We start from the raw sequence: 18177 nt of genomic DNA on the forward strand, positions 1-18177 counted from the left end.
GAAGCAGGATCAGGTAGTGGTAGTTTTGAATGCTAGCCAATCCCGAGTCAACCTGCATGCAGAGAGCTATCCTACTATTTTCATTGACCCTGGTCTTGTTTTCGCCTTTCAAAGTTACAGGCGCCGAGATCTGGGTTTCTCCCGCCGGTTCTGACAGGAATATTGGGACCAGGGAGTCGCCGCTGGCCACCTTAAACATGGCGATCCGCAAAGCGAGAGAACTGCGCAGGTTGAACGACCCCGCCCTAAAAGACGGTATCCGGGTGATTATAAGGGGCGGAATTTACCTGCTCGGCGAACCTGTATTTATCCGGCCGGAAGATTCCGGCACCCCGTCATCACCTACCACCATTATGGCGGCTCCCGGGGAACACCCGGTTTTTTCGGGCGGCGTAAAGGTAACCGGTTGGAAAAGAACCACGGGCATCGTGCCTGGTTTGCCCATATCGGCGAAAAACAAGGTGTGGGAAGCACCTGCACCGCGCGCTGGCGGACACCTTTTGCTCACCCGGCAGCTTTGGATAAACAACCTGAAAGCAACCCGCGCCCGCGATCGCAATACCGATAGTATGTCGCGTATCTTATCATGGGACCATCGCTCCCAAACCTGCTGGATACCCAAACCGAAAGGGTTTACGTCCGCCGGGGCTAACGGCATGGAAATGCTGATCCAGCAATGGTGGGCTACCGCGGTGCTCCGCATTAAAACGACCCGGATACAAGGCGACAGCATCCAACTCAGCTTTGTTGAACCGGAAGGCAGGGTACAGTCTGAACATCCCTGGCCGGCGCCCTGGATCTCTAAAAAAACAGGCAACTCCCCATTTTACTTAACTAACGCGATCCGGTTCCTGGATCAGCCGGGCGAATGGTTCCTCGATGAAGCTTCACAAAAGATTTATTACTGGCCAAGGCCAGAAGAGAACCCCGCGACTTCGAGTATCATCGTGCCGAAGCTGGAAACACTCGTTAAGGTAACGGGAACGACCGACCACCCGGTTTCGCATCTTTACTTCCGGGAAATTTCGTTCGAACATACGGCATGGCTTCGCCCGTCACTAACGGGCAGTGTTCCCCACCAGGCAGGAATGTACATGCTCGACGCCTATAAATTGGAAATTCCAGGTACACTCGACAAAAAGACACTGGAAAACCAGGCTTGGGTGGGCCGGCCCGCCGCAGGCATCGAGTTAAATTATACAGACCATACCGGGTTTTACGGATGCCGTTTCAGGCATATGGCGGCTACCGGCCTGGACTATCACCGGGGGAATATGTCCGATGAGATCAAGGGGAACATCTTCCAGGACATCGGCGGGACCGCGATCCATGCCGGGGTCTTTTCCGACGAATCGACAGAGGTACACCTACCTTACAACCCCTCCAACGAGCGCGAGATTACAACTAAGCTATTGATCAGCAATAATTTGATACAGGACGCCGCCAACGAAGACTGGGGATGTGTGGGGATCGGGGCGGGCTATGTGCGTGATATCCGGATAGCGCACAACGAGGTGTCGGAAGTGGCTTATACTGGCATCAGTATAGGCTGGGGATGGACCAAAACCCTTAATGCGATGAAAAACAACATAATAACCGCAAACAAGATCCATCATTATGCGCGGCATCTGTATGACGTTGCCGCGATCTATACGCTTTCCGCGCAACCAGCGTCGATGATCACCGAAAATTATGCCGACAGCATTTACCTGGCGCCCTACGCACACGATCCGCACCACTGGTTCTATCTCTATTGCGATGAAGGCTCTTCGTATATCACGGTTAAGGACAATTGGTGTCCAAGCCAAAAGTTTTTGCAAAATGCCAATGGGCCCGGTAATGTTTGGGAAAATAACGGGCCGATGGTTTCCGCCGACATTAAACGCAACGCCGGGCTGGAAAAAGATTATCAACACCTTCTCCAAGAGAAAACAGTGCTCCGTAATAATTGGCCTATTAATCATGAGTAAACCAGTGTTCCTGCTTTTTTGCCTGTTGCCGCCGCTCTTTTTGAGTTGCGGGGAAGTAAAGAAGGAAATCACAACCAAAGACGTATTCCCGGTGATCGAATTGATCGCGCCGGCAGGCGACTCGATCGCCACGACGACGCTCCTGGCATTTAGTAAAACACATGACCTGCCCGCGGGATCGGTCTATCGGTGGAAGAACCATGCGGTTATTTACACGATGAGTAACCAAACTGAGCTCCCCGAAGAAACGGTCAAAACAGCATTTCCGGGAGCAGATGTCAAGTTATACGAAACGCCCTTCTACCATTTCAACCGAAGGTTGTGTAAAGACGCCACAGGTGCCGGGGAGTGCGAAAATATCCTGCTCACGGCCAGCCTCGTAGCTGATACCGTCCTGCAAAACGAGTACCTTAATTACCATAAGATACAGTTTAAGGAATGGCCCGAAGTATCCGCCGGCTTTTGCAACGCCGATTTCCGGCACTTGCTCGTTTACCGGAACCAGCGCCAACTGATGCTGATCATCAGCATCCCCAAAGGAAAGACATTGGACGAACTGAATCCCCGGACCACCGAAAACAATCCGCGTATGGACGACTGGAACAAACTCATGACAAAATACCAGGAAGGCATCCCGGGCACTGCCCCGGGCGAGACCTGGGTCTTCTTAAAACCTATTAACTGAATATGCTAACCTTAGGAATCCTGGGCCTCGGTGAAGGCCGCAGCACCATGTCCGCAGCCCTTAACAGTGCCAAGTGGAAGTTAAAAACCATTTGCGACCGCAACGAAGCGCTGTGTCGCCACCGGGCGGAAGAGTTCAACTTTCACCATTACACCACGCAATACCAGGAGATGCTCGACGATGAGGAGATCGACGTAATCGCCATCTACACGCCCGATCACCTGCATGCCGATCACGTTAAACAGGCGCTCCTGCACAACAAGCACGTGGTTTGTACCAAGCCGTTTATTGACGACGTTTCGCGGGGGCAGGAGTTGCTCGATCTCGCGGAACAAACCGGGAAGAAGGTATTTGTAGGTCAAAGTTCACGCTTTTTCGAGCCCATGAAGCGCCAGCGCGCCGATTTTGAAGCGGGCCTGATCGGCGACCTGGTCACCATCGAGGGCTATTACCATGCCGATCACCGCTGGTTCCTGGAGAAGGGATGGTCGCTGGATAATGCGTTCAAGTGGCTGTACGGAGGCTTGAGTCACCCGGTCGACTTCATTCGATGGTACCTTCCCGGGATCGAAGAGGTGATGGGCTACGGCATGTTAAGCGCCAATGGCGTTAAGGGCGGGTTAAAAAATGCAGATACCATGCACTTCATCTTCAAGGCCAAAGACGGACGTATCGCCCGGGTGAGCGGCGCCTACACCGGCCCGGTTCAGCCGGTTACGCGCGACAGTGAAATGAGCTGTATCCTCCGCGGCACGCACGGCTGCAGCCAGGCGGATTATATGGACCTCCGTTACGCCATTACTGACCGTACCGGGGAAGAGCGCATCATCACCTGGGAACATAAACTCAAGCATTATTTCCGTTTCGAAGGCAAGAGTCACCACGCGGGCGAATACCAGAACTACCTCGAATATTTTGCGGATTGCATCGCCTCAGGAAAAACCGCATTCCCCGACATTAAAGAAGGGATCGGCACGGTAACGCTGCTGCAGGCCATGGACCGTTCGCTGGAAACCGGTAAACCCGTAAAGATCGAACTATGAAAGGAAACATCACCGGTAACCTTACCGCCCTGGATTACGCGATCGTTGTGGCCTACCTGGCGGTCCTTTTTATCATTGGCTTCAGGGCAAGTTTCTCGAAAAAGGGGGAAACTGGCGGATCGCTGTTCCTGGCCAATAAATCCTTAAGCTGGCCGAGCATCGGTTTTAACATGTGGGGCACGAACGTAGGGCCTTCTATGCTGCTGGCTTTCGCGAGCATTGGCTATACGACAGGTATCGTGGCGGTTAATTTCGACTGGTATGCGTTTATCTTTCTTTTCCTGCTTGCCATTGTGTTCGCGCCACGCTATCTGGCGGCTAAGGTGAGCACTATGCCCGAATTTATGGGGAACCGGTACGGGGATTCCACACAGGACATCCTCGCCTGGTATGCGTTGGTGAAGATCCTGATCTCCTGGCTGTCGCTGGGGTTGTTTGCCGGCGGCTTCCTGGTGCGGCAGATCCTGGGCATCCCGATGGCGCAATCTATCGTCGTACTAGTCGCCTTCGCCGGGATATTTACGTTTGCCGGCGGCTTGAAAGCCATCGCGAAAGTGAACGTGTTCCAGATGATCCTGCTGATCGTGGTTTCACTGACCTTAAGCGTGCTTGGCATCATGAAAGCGGGTGGCCTGGCCAAGGTGTTTCACGGCGTTCCGCCCGGGTACTGGAACCTGTTGCACCCGGCGAGCGATCCCAAATATCCATGGTACGCCATCCTGCTTGGCTACCCGGTGTCCGCGGTCGCTTTTTTCTGTACGGACCAGGCGATGGTACAATCTGTGCTGGGCGCCAAAAGCCTGGAACAAGGGCAGTTGGGCATAAACTTCATCGGCTGGTTAAAGATCCTCTCGCTACCGCTGTTTATCCTTACGGGAATCCTTTGCTTCATCCTTTTCCCCGGGCTTAAAGATCCCAATGAGGCCTATATGACCATGGTAACCAATCTTTTCCCTCCCGGGATGAACGGCCTCGTGATCGTGGTGCTTATCGCGGTGCTGGTGGGAACCATAGGGTCTTCGCTGAATTCGCTGAGCACCGTCTTTACCATGGACGTATACCTGAAAAAGATCAACCCAAACGCCACGAATAAAGAAATCGTGAAGGTGGGCAGGTTGTCGGTTATCGCCGGTTGCATCTTTGCTGTCGCCGTGGCGCTGGCCATCGACAATATAAAAGGGCTGAACCTGTTTGACGTCTTTCAATCGGTACTCGGTTTTATCGCGCCCCCCTTAGCGGTAGTTTTCCTGCTTACGGTATTCTGGAAGCGGACAACCAAACTGGCCGTGAACGCGATCTTATCCGCAGGATCGGCCTTCAGCCTCGGCACAGGCGTACTGTACTTATGGGTATTTACGCCTGACCGGTACGCTTTCTGGCCGCATTACATGCTGTTGTCCTTTTACATTTTCGTAATACTGTTCATTGCGGCGATCATTATCTCGCTGCTCAATACCGGCGGCACCACCGTCGGGCAGACAGCCGAAATGGCAAAGCCCGCAAAACCGACCAGGCGGGTAATGATCCTCTGGGGTGCACTGGCGGCGGTGATGATCGGGCTATACCTGTATTTTAACGGTAACTAATAATAACAACCAGCATTCGTACTTCAATTTAACATGCATAATATGAAAAGAGTTCTTTTGGTGATCACGATCACACTGCTCTGCTGCATCCAGGCCATCGCCCGGCAGGCCACCTGGATTTGGTACCCTGGGGATTTCGAGGTATGGCTCGGTAACAAAATGCAAAATCGCCGTACAGAAAGAGGTTCCTTTCTTCCTCCTTTCTGGAAACTTGACAGCCATTATAACCTGATAGATTTCCATAAAGTGTTCGACCTCAAAGAGGCCGAAGAAGCGGACCTGTTCGTGGAAGGCGAATACAATGTAAAAATAGACGGAAAAGCGCTGTTCGGCTATCCTAAGCGGATAAGCATTCCGGCAGGAAAACACCGCATCAGTCTTAAGGTGTTTTCACAGGACCGGGTGCCGGCGATCTTCGTGAGGGGAAAACAGGTCGTTTCAGATTCTACCTGGCTGGTAACCTTCGAAGACAAGGAATGGATCGACCAAACCGGCAAGGTCTCCGACCAGTCGGCAACGGTTTGGCTCAATGCCGGCAACTGGAATTTTAACGATCCTGCAGCCGCCCCTTCAAAATTCCGGCTGCCGGTACAGCCCATGCAGCCGGCAGCCAGCGAAAAAACCAGCGACGGCACCCTTTACGATTTTGGTAAAGAAACGTTTGGGTTTATCAAACTGAACGGGGTAGAAGGAAGCGGAACGGTGGCTATTTATTACGGAGAATCGCGCGAGGAAGCACTGTCAAAGGACCACGGAGAAACCATCGATCGAATCGATGTAAACTTTAAAGAAAAACGTGACACCACCATCCAGTTATCGAAAGCGTTCAGGTACGTACAGGTGGTGCCCTCCACGGGCGTAAAACTTGCGCCGGTGAGCATGTTGTATGAATATGCCGACGTAAAAGACCGCGGCAGTTTTACGTGTTCGGATAACCAGATCAATAAAATTTACGACGTCGCCAAATACACGCTGCATCTCAATACACGCGAATTCTTTATAGATGGCATTAAACGCGATCGTTGGATATGGTCCGGCGATGCTTACCAAAGCTACCTGATGAATTACTACCTCACGTTCGATTCTCCGACGGTAACGCGTACCTTACTCGCCTTGCGCGGAAAAGACCCGGTAACCAGTCACATAAACACTATTATGGATTATACTTTTTACTGGTTCTTAGGCATTTACGATTATTATCAGTATACCGGCGACAAAACATTTATCCGCCAGTTTTACCCGCGGATGCAAAGCCTGATGGATTATTGCCTTTCGAGAAGAAATGCGAACGGGTTAATGGAGGGGCTGCCCGGCGACTGGATCTTTATCGATTGGGCCGACGGCCTGAGCAAACAGGGAGAAGTTAGTTTCGAGCAGCTGCTGTTTGCCCGGAGCCTCGAAACCATGGGTATTTGCGCGGACCTGGTGAACGACAAAACCAATGCGGCGAAGTATAAGGAACTGTCGGCCGACCTGCGCACCAAACTGTTCAGCTATTACTGGAACGATTCGAAACAGGCACTCGTACATAGCCGCGTAAATGGCCGGCAAACCGATAATGTTACCCGTTATTCAAACATGTTCGGCATTTTCTTCAACTATTTCACGGAGGCGCAAAAACAGGGAGTGAAAAAGAATGTCCTGTTAAACGATAAGATCCAGAAGATCACTACGCCCTATATGCGTTTTTACGAACTGGAAGCTTTATGCGCCATGGGCGAACAGCCGCTGGTGCTCAAAGAAATAAAAGATTACTGGGGCGGTATGCTAAAATTAGGCGCTACTTCTTTTTGGGAAGAATATAATCCCAATAAAAAAGGAGCGGAACACCTGGAGATGTACGGCCGGCCGTTCGGCAAAAGTCTTTGTCATGCCTGGGGCGCCAGCCCGGTGTACCTGCTGGGCAAATATTACCTGGGTATAAAACCTACCTCCCCGGCGTACGCAACTTACGTGGTAGAGCCGGACCTTGGCGGACTCGCATGGATGCAAGGAACCGTACCCACACCGAACGGTAAGATCGAATTGTATTGCAGCACGAAACAGATCAAGGTAAAGTCGGATGAAGGCAACGGCACGCTTCGCTTTAAGAGCGCAAAAAAGCCGGTCAGCAAAAATGCAGCGATTACCGATAAAGGAGCCGGCATTTATGAAATGACCATCGGGAAAGGGAAGGAGTACACCGTAAACCTCTAGCCACTGGAAGCTTAGTCAAACTTATGCCTGGTCACGCCGATATTTTATTTTGCCACATTTAACGAATTCACGGCGATGCTTTACGCTATATTTATCACAGCTAAACGCATCGCGCCCATCCGGGCGGCAAACAGCAGGCGGACCTTTTCACCGGTTAACAAGCCTGGTACGGCGTTCTTCACGGACGATGCAAAAATATCACCCAACACGCAACCACAAAATAAAATTCGGCCCTCCGTCCAACTTGTAAATCGTTATCTTCGTTTATTTCACGTTGGGTTTTGAGATCATCCCCGGCAATAATTAAGACATGAAAAAAGCGACTATTTTCTTCCTGTTCATGGCATTGCTTACGGGGTTTGCCCAGGCAACCCTCCAGGTGGGCGAGCCGGTTATGCCCGTGGTTAATATCCTGAAAGACTACGAGACGCTCAGCCGTTATTACGTAAGCGAAGTGCGCCTTTGGGACGATTTTAAAGGATACGATGCGTCGATGCACCCGTTAAAAGAAGCTGATTTCCTGAAGCAGAATGCGACAGGAAAATACCTCCCGCTACGCCTTGTCGCCAAAGATGGCAGTCTCATATACAAGCTCTACCCGGCGAAACTTCCCGCCGAAAGCATAATGCGTGCATTACTGGAATGGAAAGGCGGCGAACGATATAAATTTTACCTGATGGAAGGAAAGAAACTACCGGATTTCAACTTTACAGATATAAATGGCAAACTTTATAACGCACAGTCGACCAAGAACAAGCTGGTAGTTTTAAAGTTCTGGTTTATAAGCTGCAAGCCTTGCGCGGAAGAAATGCCGGGGCTTAACAGGATGGTTGCCGGGTATAAGGACCGCAAAGATATCCTGTTCGTAAGCCTTGCGCTTGATCCGAAAAAAGACCTCCAGGCTTTCCTGAAAACCACCACGTTCAGTTATGCGGTAGTGCCTGATAAAGACAAGTACTTGCGCGAGGTGCTTAAAATAGACGCATATCCCACCCATATGATTGTTGACAAACAGGGTACGATCTCTAAAGTGCTCGGCACCGCCGATGAACTGGTGGCGGCGCTAAATAAGGAAGCGGCGGGGAAGTGGCACAGTTCTTCACTGGTAAACTAATACGCTCCCGCCATGACTCTCGGCTTTACCACGATCATGAACGATCAGCCCAACTACTTCGTCGAAAAAGTGTGGCAGAGCCTGTTCGAAACCTGGCCGGGGAGGGAAATGAGCGACGCTTATTCCGATTACCTTCTTAAATATACCGCCACCTTCGGGCGGGAATGGGACGGCACCCAGTTGGAAGACCTCCAACCTAAGTACCATTCCGTACGCCGCGACAGGCATCATCGCTGGAAACCCGGTAACCTCATCCATTTCGTAGTGAATAATCGCACGGCCAGCCGCTTCCAGTTCGCGCCCGCGCTTCCCTGCACCTCCGTACAGGAAATTGAATTTATCGTTAACGAAAACAAAATTCTCCTCATCGACGGCCGCGAGCTTTCTTACGAAGAAAAGAAAGCGTTCGCCCTCAACAACGGCTTCGATTCTATCGCCCGGATGGCACAAAACTCACCGAAAGGTTTTAAAGGAAGGATCGTGCACTGGACGGAGCTCCGCTATTGAGAGCGATGCGCAGCAGGTGATACCCTTCGCCGGTTCCCGGTGATTTCCGCAATGGCAATATCCTACATCACCTTGAGAAAATAATACAAAAAACCCGGTCCAACCCCCTATATATTTGTGGAAACGGCTAACTAATTCCTGTAAATTAACATAGACCTCTTCGTGCGATTCCCGGGATCTTTATTTTTTCTGTTACTTGTACTGTGCCTGGAAGGGTATGGACAAACATCGCCACGTGCAACGATTAATTTTAACCAGGACTGGAAGTTTTACCCGGGAGATATCCAGGAGGCCTCTGCTGCCAATTTTGACGATACCGGTTGGCGCATATTAAACCTGCCACATGATTGGAGCGTCGAAGCACAGTTTGACGAGAATGCAGCCGCTACCACGCAAGGCGGCGCTTTGCCCGGCGGTATCGGCTGGTACCGGAAAACCTTCCGGCTGCCTGCATCGGCCAGTAACAAATCTGTCTCGGTAGAATTTGACGGCATTTACCGCAACAGCGAAGTGTGGATTAACGGGCACTACCTTGGCAAAAGGCCCAACGGTTACATCTCCTTCAAATACGACCTCGACCGATGGCTGCACTACGGCGCGGAGAAAAATGTGATCAGCGTACGCGTGAATAATGCCGAACAGCCAAATTCCCGCTGGTATACAGGCTCCGGCATCTACCGCAATGTGAGGCTGGTCAGCAAAAACCGCGTCGCGATAGCCCATTGGGGAACTTTTATCACTACGCCGCAAGTTACTGCCGCTAACGCCACCGTAAGGGTAAAAACCACGGTTAAAACATCACGGCCGGGCCTCAGGATATCAATAGAATACACGATCATGGACAGGGACAAGGTGATCGCCACCCGCCGGGATCCGCTATACAGCGTTGACACAACAGCACTTAACACGGTCGATCTAACGATCCCATCCCCTAAGCGCTGGTCAGTTTCATCGCCATCGCTCTATACGCTTCGTACCCGCGTATTTGCCAACAACCAGCTTACCGACCAGGAGGAAACCACGTTCGGCATACGTGATTTCTATTTCGATGCCGCGAAGGGATTTTTCCTCAATGGCAAACCGCTTAAAATACTGGGTGTATGCAACCACCACGACCTTGGCGCCATCGGTGCCGCCGTTAATGTACGCGCCATGGAACGCCAGCTGGAAATACTCAAAAAAATGGGGTGTAACGCCATCCGCACCGCGCATAACCCGCCTGCTACCGAACTGCTCGACCTATGTGATAAAATGGGTTTTATCGTGATGGACGAGGCATTTGATGTCTGGAAGAAGAAGAAGACGTCTAAAGGATATCACCTGGACTGGGACGAATGGCATAAAACCGACCTTGAAGACCAGGTTAAACGCGACCGTAACCATCCCTCCGTGATGATCTGGAGCATTGGCAACGAGATCCGGGAGCAGTTTGACAGTACAGGAGTCGCCATTACCAGGGAGTTGACCGCGATCGTAAAATCGCTTGACCCTACAAGACCGGTTACTTCGGCGCTCACGGAAACGGTCGCTGAAAAGAATTTCATCTACCGGGCCGGCGCGCTCGACCTGTATGGGCTGAATTATAACCATAAATTATACAAGGATTTCCCGGTGAATTATCCCGGGCAAAAGCTCATCGCCACAGAAACTACTTCCGCACTAGAAACACGCGGGCAATACGATATGAATTCCGACAGCATCCGGCGCTGGCCGAAAGATGGAAAAACCAAGCTTACAGGTGCCAACCCCGACTGGACCGCTTCTTCGTATGACAATGCCGCGGCGTACTGGGGTTCTACCCACGAAGAAACCTGGAAAGAAGTAAAAAAATACGATTTTGTTTCCGGGCTGTTTATCTGGACGGGCTTTGATTACCTCGGCGAACCTCACCCATACCCCTGGCCGGCACGCAGCTCCTACTTCGGGATCGTTGATTTGGCGGGATTTCCAAAAGACATTTATTACCTCTATCAAAGCGAGTGGACAAACACGCCGGTACTGCACCTTTTCCCGCACTGGAACTGGCCGCCAGGAAAGATCGTAGACCTTTGGGCATACTTTAACCAGGCCGATGAAGTAGAGCTGTTCCTGAACGGGAGGTCGCTCGGCACAAAACGCAAACAGGGTGAAGCTCTCCATGTACTGTGGCGGGTGGCTTACGAGCCCGGAACCGTTAAGGCTGTTTCCAGGAAGAACGGCAAAATGGTACTTACGCGCGAGATCCAGACGGCGGGACCGCCCGCGGAGATCCGCCTGACGCCCGACCGGGATCTCCTTAAAGCCGGCGGGACCGACCTTTCGTTTGTAACGGCGCAGATTTTCGACAAAGACGGCATCCCGGTACCCAACGCCATGAACGAGATCACCTTTAATGTAACGGGAGGCACACTTGCAGGAACAGACAACGGCTACCAGGCAAGCCCCGAACCTTTTTATTCGCCACTGCGTAAAGCATACAATGGCAAATGCCTGGCGATCGTACGGTCGCCGGTAAAGGCAGGGACAATTACGCTAACGGCGTCGTCACCAAACCTGCTACCTAAAACCATTACGTTAATCTCTAAATAATTTACCCCTTATTTTCCCAATTATTATGAGCAGCGACTTTTATGAATATATTAACGTGGATGTTTATTCTGCCACGCCCAAGTACCTGCAGCTGGCAAACTCGATCTTAAACGCCATCGAAGCAGGCGTGATCGGTAAAAACAGGCTCCTGCCATCGCTCAACGACCTTCGGTTTAACCTCGAGATCTCGCGCGACACCGCCGACCGGGGGTATAAGTACCTGAATGAGCTGGGGGTGTTAAAGGTGATCCCAGGTAAAGGGCATTTTACCACCACTGCATCGATCAAGCAAAAGCTAAATATCCTGATCCTGGTAAATGAGCTGAACGACGAACGAAAAGCCTTTTACGATGCTTTCGTAAACTCGCTCGGGGAACCCGCCGCATTCGATTTTTACGTATATAACAATGAATACCAGTTCTTTAAAAGATTGCTGATGGCTAAATCGGGCTACTCACACTACCTGATCATCCCCAACTTTAACGAAGATGCCGACCTGGCCGCTGAATTGATAGACAGCATTCCCAAAGAAAAACTGATCCTCCTCGACGCACTGCCGTCGGAAGTTAACGGCAGTTTTGGCGCCGTATACCTCAACTTTAAACAATGCTGCTTCGAGCTCCTGGAAAAAGCGCTTCCCGCGTTGAGCAAATATGATACCCTGAACCTCGTGTTCCCGGCCGATAACTCCTTTAACGAAGAGCTCGTTGCCGGCTTTGAAGCGTTCTGCATGGAATACGCTTTCGAACGCAAAGTGATCAACCAGGCAAAAAAAGGCAACCCGGAAGCCGGGCAAGCTTATATCTGCCTGCGTGAAGAGGATATGGTGACGTTAATTGAACAGGTGAACAACAGCAAGTTAACGCCCGGGGTTGATATCGGAATACTTTCTTATAATGATACGCCTCTGAAGAAATATATCTTAAATGGAGTCAGCACTTTTTCTGTCGACTACCATAAAATGGGAAGTTTAGCGGCAAAAATGATAAGGGAGGAGCAGAACGCAAAAATGGAATTAAGCTATGAACTGCAACTAAGGGGTTCGCTATGAAAAGGAAATCCTGGGGGACACATAAAGCTTTTTCGAAAAAGGGCCCGGGACATTTTTCGCGTTCTTTGCGAAAATATTTGCGCCCTTTGCGTGAAATAACCGCCCTCATACTTCCCGTCTTCCTTACCATACCCTCATACTCCCAATCGTCCAAACCATGGACCTTCTGGTACTGGATCCAATCCGGCATCTCCAAACCCGGCATTACCGCCGATCTCGAAGCCATGAAAGCCGCAGGCATTGCCGGGGCCTACCTGATGCCCATTAAAGGCGCAGCCACCCCGCCTCTATACACGCCATCCAGCGATCAGCTTACACCGGAATGGTGGGAAATGGTGAAATTCTCCCTTAAGGAGGCCAAACGACTCGATCTTAAGATCGGTATGCATCTGAGCGACGGTTTTGCGCTTGCCGGCGGACCATGGATCACCCCGGAATTATCCATGCAAAAGATCGTGTCATCGTCCCTGACCATCGCCGGCGGGCAGCAATTTAACGGTCAACTGGCACAACCAACCACCACTGAACATTATTACCGTGATATCGCCGTTTATGCCTACCCGTCGCCTGAAGGAACGGGCATTAACACCCGCACCGTCCCGCCGGTAGTGAGCACGAGTAACGGCGCAGAAGCTGGATTCCTCACACTTGACCAAACGAAACAAAGTTTCCGGAGCGACAGCACCTGCTGGATCCAGTATGCTTTCGACAAACCATTTACCTGCCGCACACTTACGGTCCGTACCAACGGCAATAATTTCCAGGCACAACGGCTGGTAGTGCAGGTAAGCGACGACGGGCAGGCATTCCGTTCAGCCGGCAGACTCGTTCCTCCCCGGGCGGGATGGCAGGACACCGACGCCGATTTTACGTATTCCATGGTCCCGGTTACTGCCCGGTATTTTCGTTTCGTATACGATAAAACAGGAACTGAGCCCGGATCCGAGGACCTCGACGCCGCTAAATGGAAACCGACACTCAAACTCGTAGCCCTAGAATTGTCTGCGGCGGCAACTATTCACCAATATGAAGGCAAAACCGGAGAGATCTGGCGGGTAAGCGGACGCACCAGTGCCGCACAAGTGCCCGACGTACTTTGCATCCCGAAAGATAAACTGGTAAACCTCACCGCTAAATTAACGGCCGATGGTCGCCTGAACTGGACAGTTCCCGCCGGGAGCTGGACAATTCTCCGCATCGGGCATACGTCAACGGGTCACCGCAATGACACCGGCGGGGCGGGAAAAGGCCTCGAATGCGATAAGTTTAACCCCGCAGCCGTTACCCTCCAGTTTAACAAGTGGTATGGCGAAGCGCTCAGGCAGGCAGGACCGGCGCTGTCGAAGGTATTGTCGGCATTCCATGTAGATAGCTGGGAATGCGGAAGTCAGAATTGGTCGGATACCTTCCCCGCGGAATTTAAAAAAAGACGGGGTTATGATCTCCTGCCATATCTACCGGTAATGACGGGAATCCCGGTAGCTAGCGCCGATGTGTCCGAGAAAGTACTCTATGATGTGAGACTCACCATCGCCGAACTGGTATCCGATAGTTTCTATAAAACACTGGCACAGCTGGCGAAAGCAAAAGGCGTGGCCTTCTCCGCCGAATGCGTAGCGCCGACCATGACAAGCGACGGTTTACTGCACTATAAACGGGTAGACTTGCCAATGGGCGAATTCTGGCATAACAGTCCCACGCACGACAAGCCCAACGACATGCTCGATGCCATATCGGGCGCACATATTTATGGTAAGAATATTATCCAGGCCGAAGGTTTTACCACCGTGAGGATGGCGTGGAACGAACATCCCGGGATGCTGAAAACCCTGCAGGACCGGAATTATGCCTTGGGCGTGAATAAGTTAGTTTACCATGTATTTTCACATAATCCCTGGACCGACCGTAAACCAGGCATGACCCTGGATGGGGTAGGGCTCTATTTCCAGCGCGATCAAACCTGGTGGAAACCGGGTAAAGCCTGGGTAGATTACGCAGAGCGATGCCAGGCATGGCTGCAGCAGGGAAAGCCGGTAGCGGATATCGCGGTATTTACAGGCGAAGAGCTCCCTGGACGCGCCGTGCTTCCCGACCGGCTGGTGCCGTTATTGCCCGGGATCGTGGGCGAGGCCCGCGTGGAAAGCGAAGCCAGGCGACTGGCGAACAAGGGCGAGCCCATGCGGCAGGTTCCCGCAGGCGTTACCAATACCGCGAACATGGCTGACGCCGAAAACTGGGTAAACCCGCTAAACGGTTATGCCTACGATTCGGTGAACCCGGATGCGCTGATGACCGCTACCGTAGTAAACCGCGAAGTTGTGCTTCCATCAGGCGCAGCTTACAAGATATTGGTTATTCCCGGCAGGCAGAAAATGGATCCGTCTAATCGCATGAGCCTACGGATCGCCGGTAAACTCGCGGAGCTTGCCCGCCTGGGCGCAATTATCGTGATAGGTGAAAAGCCAGCCGGCGTCACAGGTCTTAATGGAACGGATAAACAGTTGGACCAGGTAACCGCTAACTTATGGAGCGATGCGGGGCCGAAAAACGTGATCAAAGCGCCTTACAAGTCTAAAACATTTTCGGATGCGGGCGTCGCGCGTGATGTGGAAGTACTGGACGCTTCCGGCGAATATGTCTCCGGTATTGCCTGGAATCACCGGATAAGCGCTTCGAAAGAGATCTACTTTATTGCCAACCAGCAAGCAGAGGAGCGCATCCTCAGGTTTACGTTCCGGGTAACGGCCAAAACGCCCGTCGTTTACGACCCCGTAACCGATATCATCACGGCTTTGCCCGACTGGCGGGTCGAAAACAACCGGACCGCTATAACGCTTAAGCTGGCCGCGAACGCCTCGTTGTTCGTTATTTTTGGCCCGTCAAACGGGGCGGGCAGTGCGACTGGCGGCAAAAACTGGCCAGAGTTTAAGCCGGTACAATCTTTAACCGGAACATGGCAGGTTAAATTCGATCCTGCATCCGGCGGACCGAAAGAACCGGTAACGTTTAATACACTTAGCGATTGGACCAACAGTGCCGATACGCTGATCAGGTATTATTCCGGCACGGCTACTTATTCGAAAAACTTCACCGTAAATGTCCCGGAGAGCACCATGTTCGTAGATTTAGGGAGGATAGCCAATCTTGCGGTCGTCAGGTTAAACGGTATCTACTGCGGCACCTTGTGGACCCCCCCATACCGTGTCGACATCAGCAAAGCCGTACGAAAGGGCGACAACCAATTGACCATTGAAATTACCAATACGTGGGCCAACCGGCTCATCGGCGATCACCGGCTCCCGGAAAATCGACGGATCACCCAAACCACCGCACCGTTCAGGCTGGAAGGCAAACCCTTACAGGAAGCGGGGCTGCTCGGCCCGGTAATGCTGCAAACCAATCAATAAACGATTATGAAAACATTACACGTTATTTTCGTGCCGCTCTTTTTGTTTACGGTCCCGGCCGGCGCACAAAACAAATCGTTGGTAAACACCACTTCAAGCCCCTACGCAAAACTCCATGCACCCGATATGCAGGACGTGAAATGGACGACCGGGTTCTGGTCAGAGCGCGTATCGGTGGTGAAGAGCTCCATGATGCCGCATCTTTGGAAAACATACAAAGACCCGGTAATCAGCCACGCCTTTAAGAATTTCGAAATTGCCGCCGGCCTCGACACCGGCTCGCACCAAGGCCCCTCTTTCCACGATGGTGATTTCTATAAACTGCTCGAATCTGTAGCGAGTTTGTATGCGACAACCGGCGAACTAAAACTGGACCTGATGATGGACTCGGCCATCGCAGTGATCGCGAAATCGCAGCGCGAAGACGGATACATTTACACCAGGGCGATGATTGAGCAAAAGAAAACCGGGACGAAAAACCAGTTCCAGGACCGGCTGAGCTTCGAGGCTTACAATATCGGGCACCTGATGACGGCGGGCTGTATCCACTATCGTGCCACGGGGAAAACCACGTTGCTGAATGTGGCCAAAAAGGCGACAGACTACCTGTATAATTTTTACCGCCAGGCGTCACCGGCCCTTGCAAGGAACGCCATCTGTCCCTCACATTATATGGGCGTGATAGAAATGTACCGGACTACGAAAGACCCTAGGTACCTGGAGCTTGCAAAACACCTCATAGACATTAAGGGAAAGATCGACGACGGAACGGATGACAACCAGGACAGGATTCCTTTTCGCCAGCAGACCAAAGCAACGGGCCATGCCGTACGCGCTAATTACCTGTATGCCGGTGCAGCCGACCTGTATGCGGAAACAGGCGATGAATCACTCCTTAAAACCCTCAACCTGATGTGGGATGACGTGATCCGTCATAAAATGTACGTTACCGGCGGATGCGGTTCATTATACGATGGCGTTTCCCCGGACGGTACTTCCTATAACCCGAACGATGTACAAAAGATCCACCAGGCCTATGGCCGGGATTACCAGCTGCCCAGCTTTACCGCTCATAACGAAACCTGTGCGAATATCGGTAACGTATTGTGGAACTGGCGGATGCTGCAGCTCACCGGCGACGCCAAATACGCCGACGTACTGGAATTAGCGCTCTATAACAGCGTGCTTTCGGGCGGAAGTATGGACGGTAAAAGATTCTTGTACACCAACCCGCTCAGCTACACAGATGACTTGCCCTTTAAACAGCGCTGGTCAAAAGACCGTGTCGGATACATCAGCTATTCCGACTGCTGCCCGCCAAACCTGGTACGAACCATTGCCGAAGTGAGCAATTACGCGTACGGCATTTCCGAAAAAGGCATCTGGATGAACCTGTATGGCGGCAACACACTGTCGACCAGGCTGCATGACGGATCGGCCCTGGAACTGAAACAGGAAACCGCATACCCCTGGAACGGGAAGGTGATCATCACCGTACGACAGGCTTCGGCCAAACCATTTTCGATGTTTCTCCGCGTCCCGGGATGGTGCCGGAGTGCGGGGATCCTGGTGAACGGGAAAAGCTTTTCGCAGAACGTGGCAGGAGGGAAGTACCAGGAAATTAACCGCACCTGGGCAACCGGCGATGTGATCGAGCTCGATATGCCCATGAAAGCCACCCTGCTGGAGTCGAACCCGCTGGTAGAAGAAACACGAAACCAGGCCGCGGTACGTTTTGGCCCGGTGATCTATTGCCTCGAATCGGTCGATGTCCCGGGGAAGAAGATATTTGATTATACCATTCCTTCGAAGATCGTGTTCACCCCAAAAATGATCACCATCGATAAGGCGCCGGTACTAAGCCTGGAAGGAACCGCAATAATGGTAAAGAACCCGGACTGGAATAATGTACTTTACCGGGAAATTTCGAATGCGAATGTGCCCGCCCGGATCAGGCTGATCCCTTATTTCGCGTGGGGCAATCGCGGGCATTCGGAAATGGCGGTATGGCTGCCGGTTAGCAAATAACGCGACCTGACTGACCGGCTAA

General features: G+C 51.9%; 11 protein-coding genes. All 11 read left to right on the top strand.

Annotation, left to right across the window (positions count from 1 at the left end; genetic code table 11):
• Positions 1 to 56 precede the first annotated feature (56 nt).
• The 11 genes from GS398_RS07965 to GS398_RS08015 all read left to right on the top strand — a co-directional run bounded on the left by GS398_RS07965 (position 57) and on the right by GS398_RS08015 (position 18155).
• On the top strand, positions 57 to 1970 hold the full coding sequence (locus tag GS398_RS07965; RefSeq protein WP_160906239.1) for a right-handed parallel beta-helix repeat-containing protein: 1914 nt from the start codon (positions 57 to 59) through the stop codon (positions 1968 to 1970).
• Positions 1963 to 2655, top strand: coding sequence for an L-rhamnose mutarotase (locus tag GS398_RS07970; protein WP_160906240.1), 693 nt, complete (start codon positions 1963 to 1965; stop codon positions 2653 to 2655). The genes GS398_RS07965 and GS398_RS07970 overlap by 8 nt, the downstream gene beginning before the upstream one ends.
• A gap of 2 nt (positions 2656 to 2657) precedes the next feature.
• On the top strand, positions 2658 to 3698 hold the full coding sequence (locus GS398_RS07975) for a Gfo/Idh/MocA family protein (protein WP_160906241.1): 1041 nt from the start codon (positions 2658 to 2660) through the stop codon (positions 3696 to 3698).
• The gene (locus tag GS398_RS07980; RefSeq protein WP_160906242.1) at positions 3695 to 5284 is read left to right on the top strand and encodes a sodium:solute symporter family transporter; all 1590 of its coding nucleotides are present in this window, start codon (positions 3695 to 3697) and stop codon (positions 5282 to 5284) included. Before GS398_RS07975 ends, GS398_RS07980 begins: the two co-directional genes overlap by 4 nt.
• A gap of 42 nt (positions 5285 to 5326) precedes the next feature.
• Positions 5327 to 7480, top strand: a complete 2154-nt coding sequence (locus GS398_RS07985; RefSeq protein ID WP_237488134.1) for an alpha-L-rhamnosidase-related protein — start codon at positions 5327 to 5329, stop codon at positions 7478 to 7480.
• A gap of 310 nt (positions 7481 to 7790) precedes the next feature.
• A complete protein-coding gene (locus tag GS398_RS07990; protein WP_160906244.1) occupies positions 7791 to 8594 on the top strand; it encodes a TlpA family protein disulfide reductase in 804 nt (267 codons plus the stop codon).
• Between the two features lie 12 nt (positions 8595 to 8606).
• Positions 8607 to 9101 (top strand): hypothetical protein, encoded by a 495-nt coding sequence (locus GS398_RS07995; protein ID WP_160906245.1) that lies wholly within the window; start codon positions 8607 to 8609, stop codon positions 9099 to 9101.
• A gap of 162 nt (positions 9102 to 9263) precedes the next feature.
• Positions 9264 to 11669, top strand: a complete 2406-nt coding sequence (locus tag GS398_RS08000) for a glycoside hydrolase family 2 TIM barrel-domain containing protein (protein ID WP_160906246.1) — start codon at positions 9264 to 9266, stop codon at positions 11667 to 11669.
• 25 nt (positions 11670 to 11694) lie between these two features.
• Positions 11695 to 12720: a substrate-binding domain-containing protein gene (locus tag GS398_RS08005; RefSeq protein WP_160906247.1), complete on the top strand. Its 1026-nt coding sequence runs from the start codon at positions 11695 to 11697 to the stop codon at positions 12718 to 12720.
• An 86-nt stretch (positions 12721 to 12806) separates the two neighbouring features.
• Positions 12807 to 16127 (top strand): glycosyl hydrolase, encoded by a 3321-nt coding sequence (locus tag GS398_RS08010; protein WP_237488135.1) that lies wholly within the window; start codon positions 12807 to 12809, stop codon positions 16125 to 16127.
• Positions 16128 to 16133: 6 nt separating this feature from the next.
• Positions 16134 to 18155 carry an aceric acid hydrolase gene (locus GS398_RS08015; RefSeq protein ID WP_160906249.1) on the top strand — a complete coding sequence of 674 codons (2022 nt, stop codon included), beginning with the start codon at positions 16134 to 16136 and terminating at the stop codon, positions 18153 to 18155.
• Positions 18156 to 18177: the final 22 nt, after the last annotated feature.

It is taken from the genome of Hufsiella ginkgonis (assembly GCF_009834915.1).
GTDB lineage: Bacteria > Bacteroidota > Bacteroidia > Sphingobacteriales > Sphingobacteriaceae > Hufsiella > Hufsiella ginkgonis.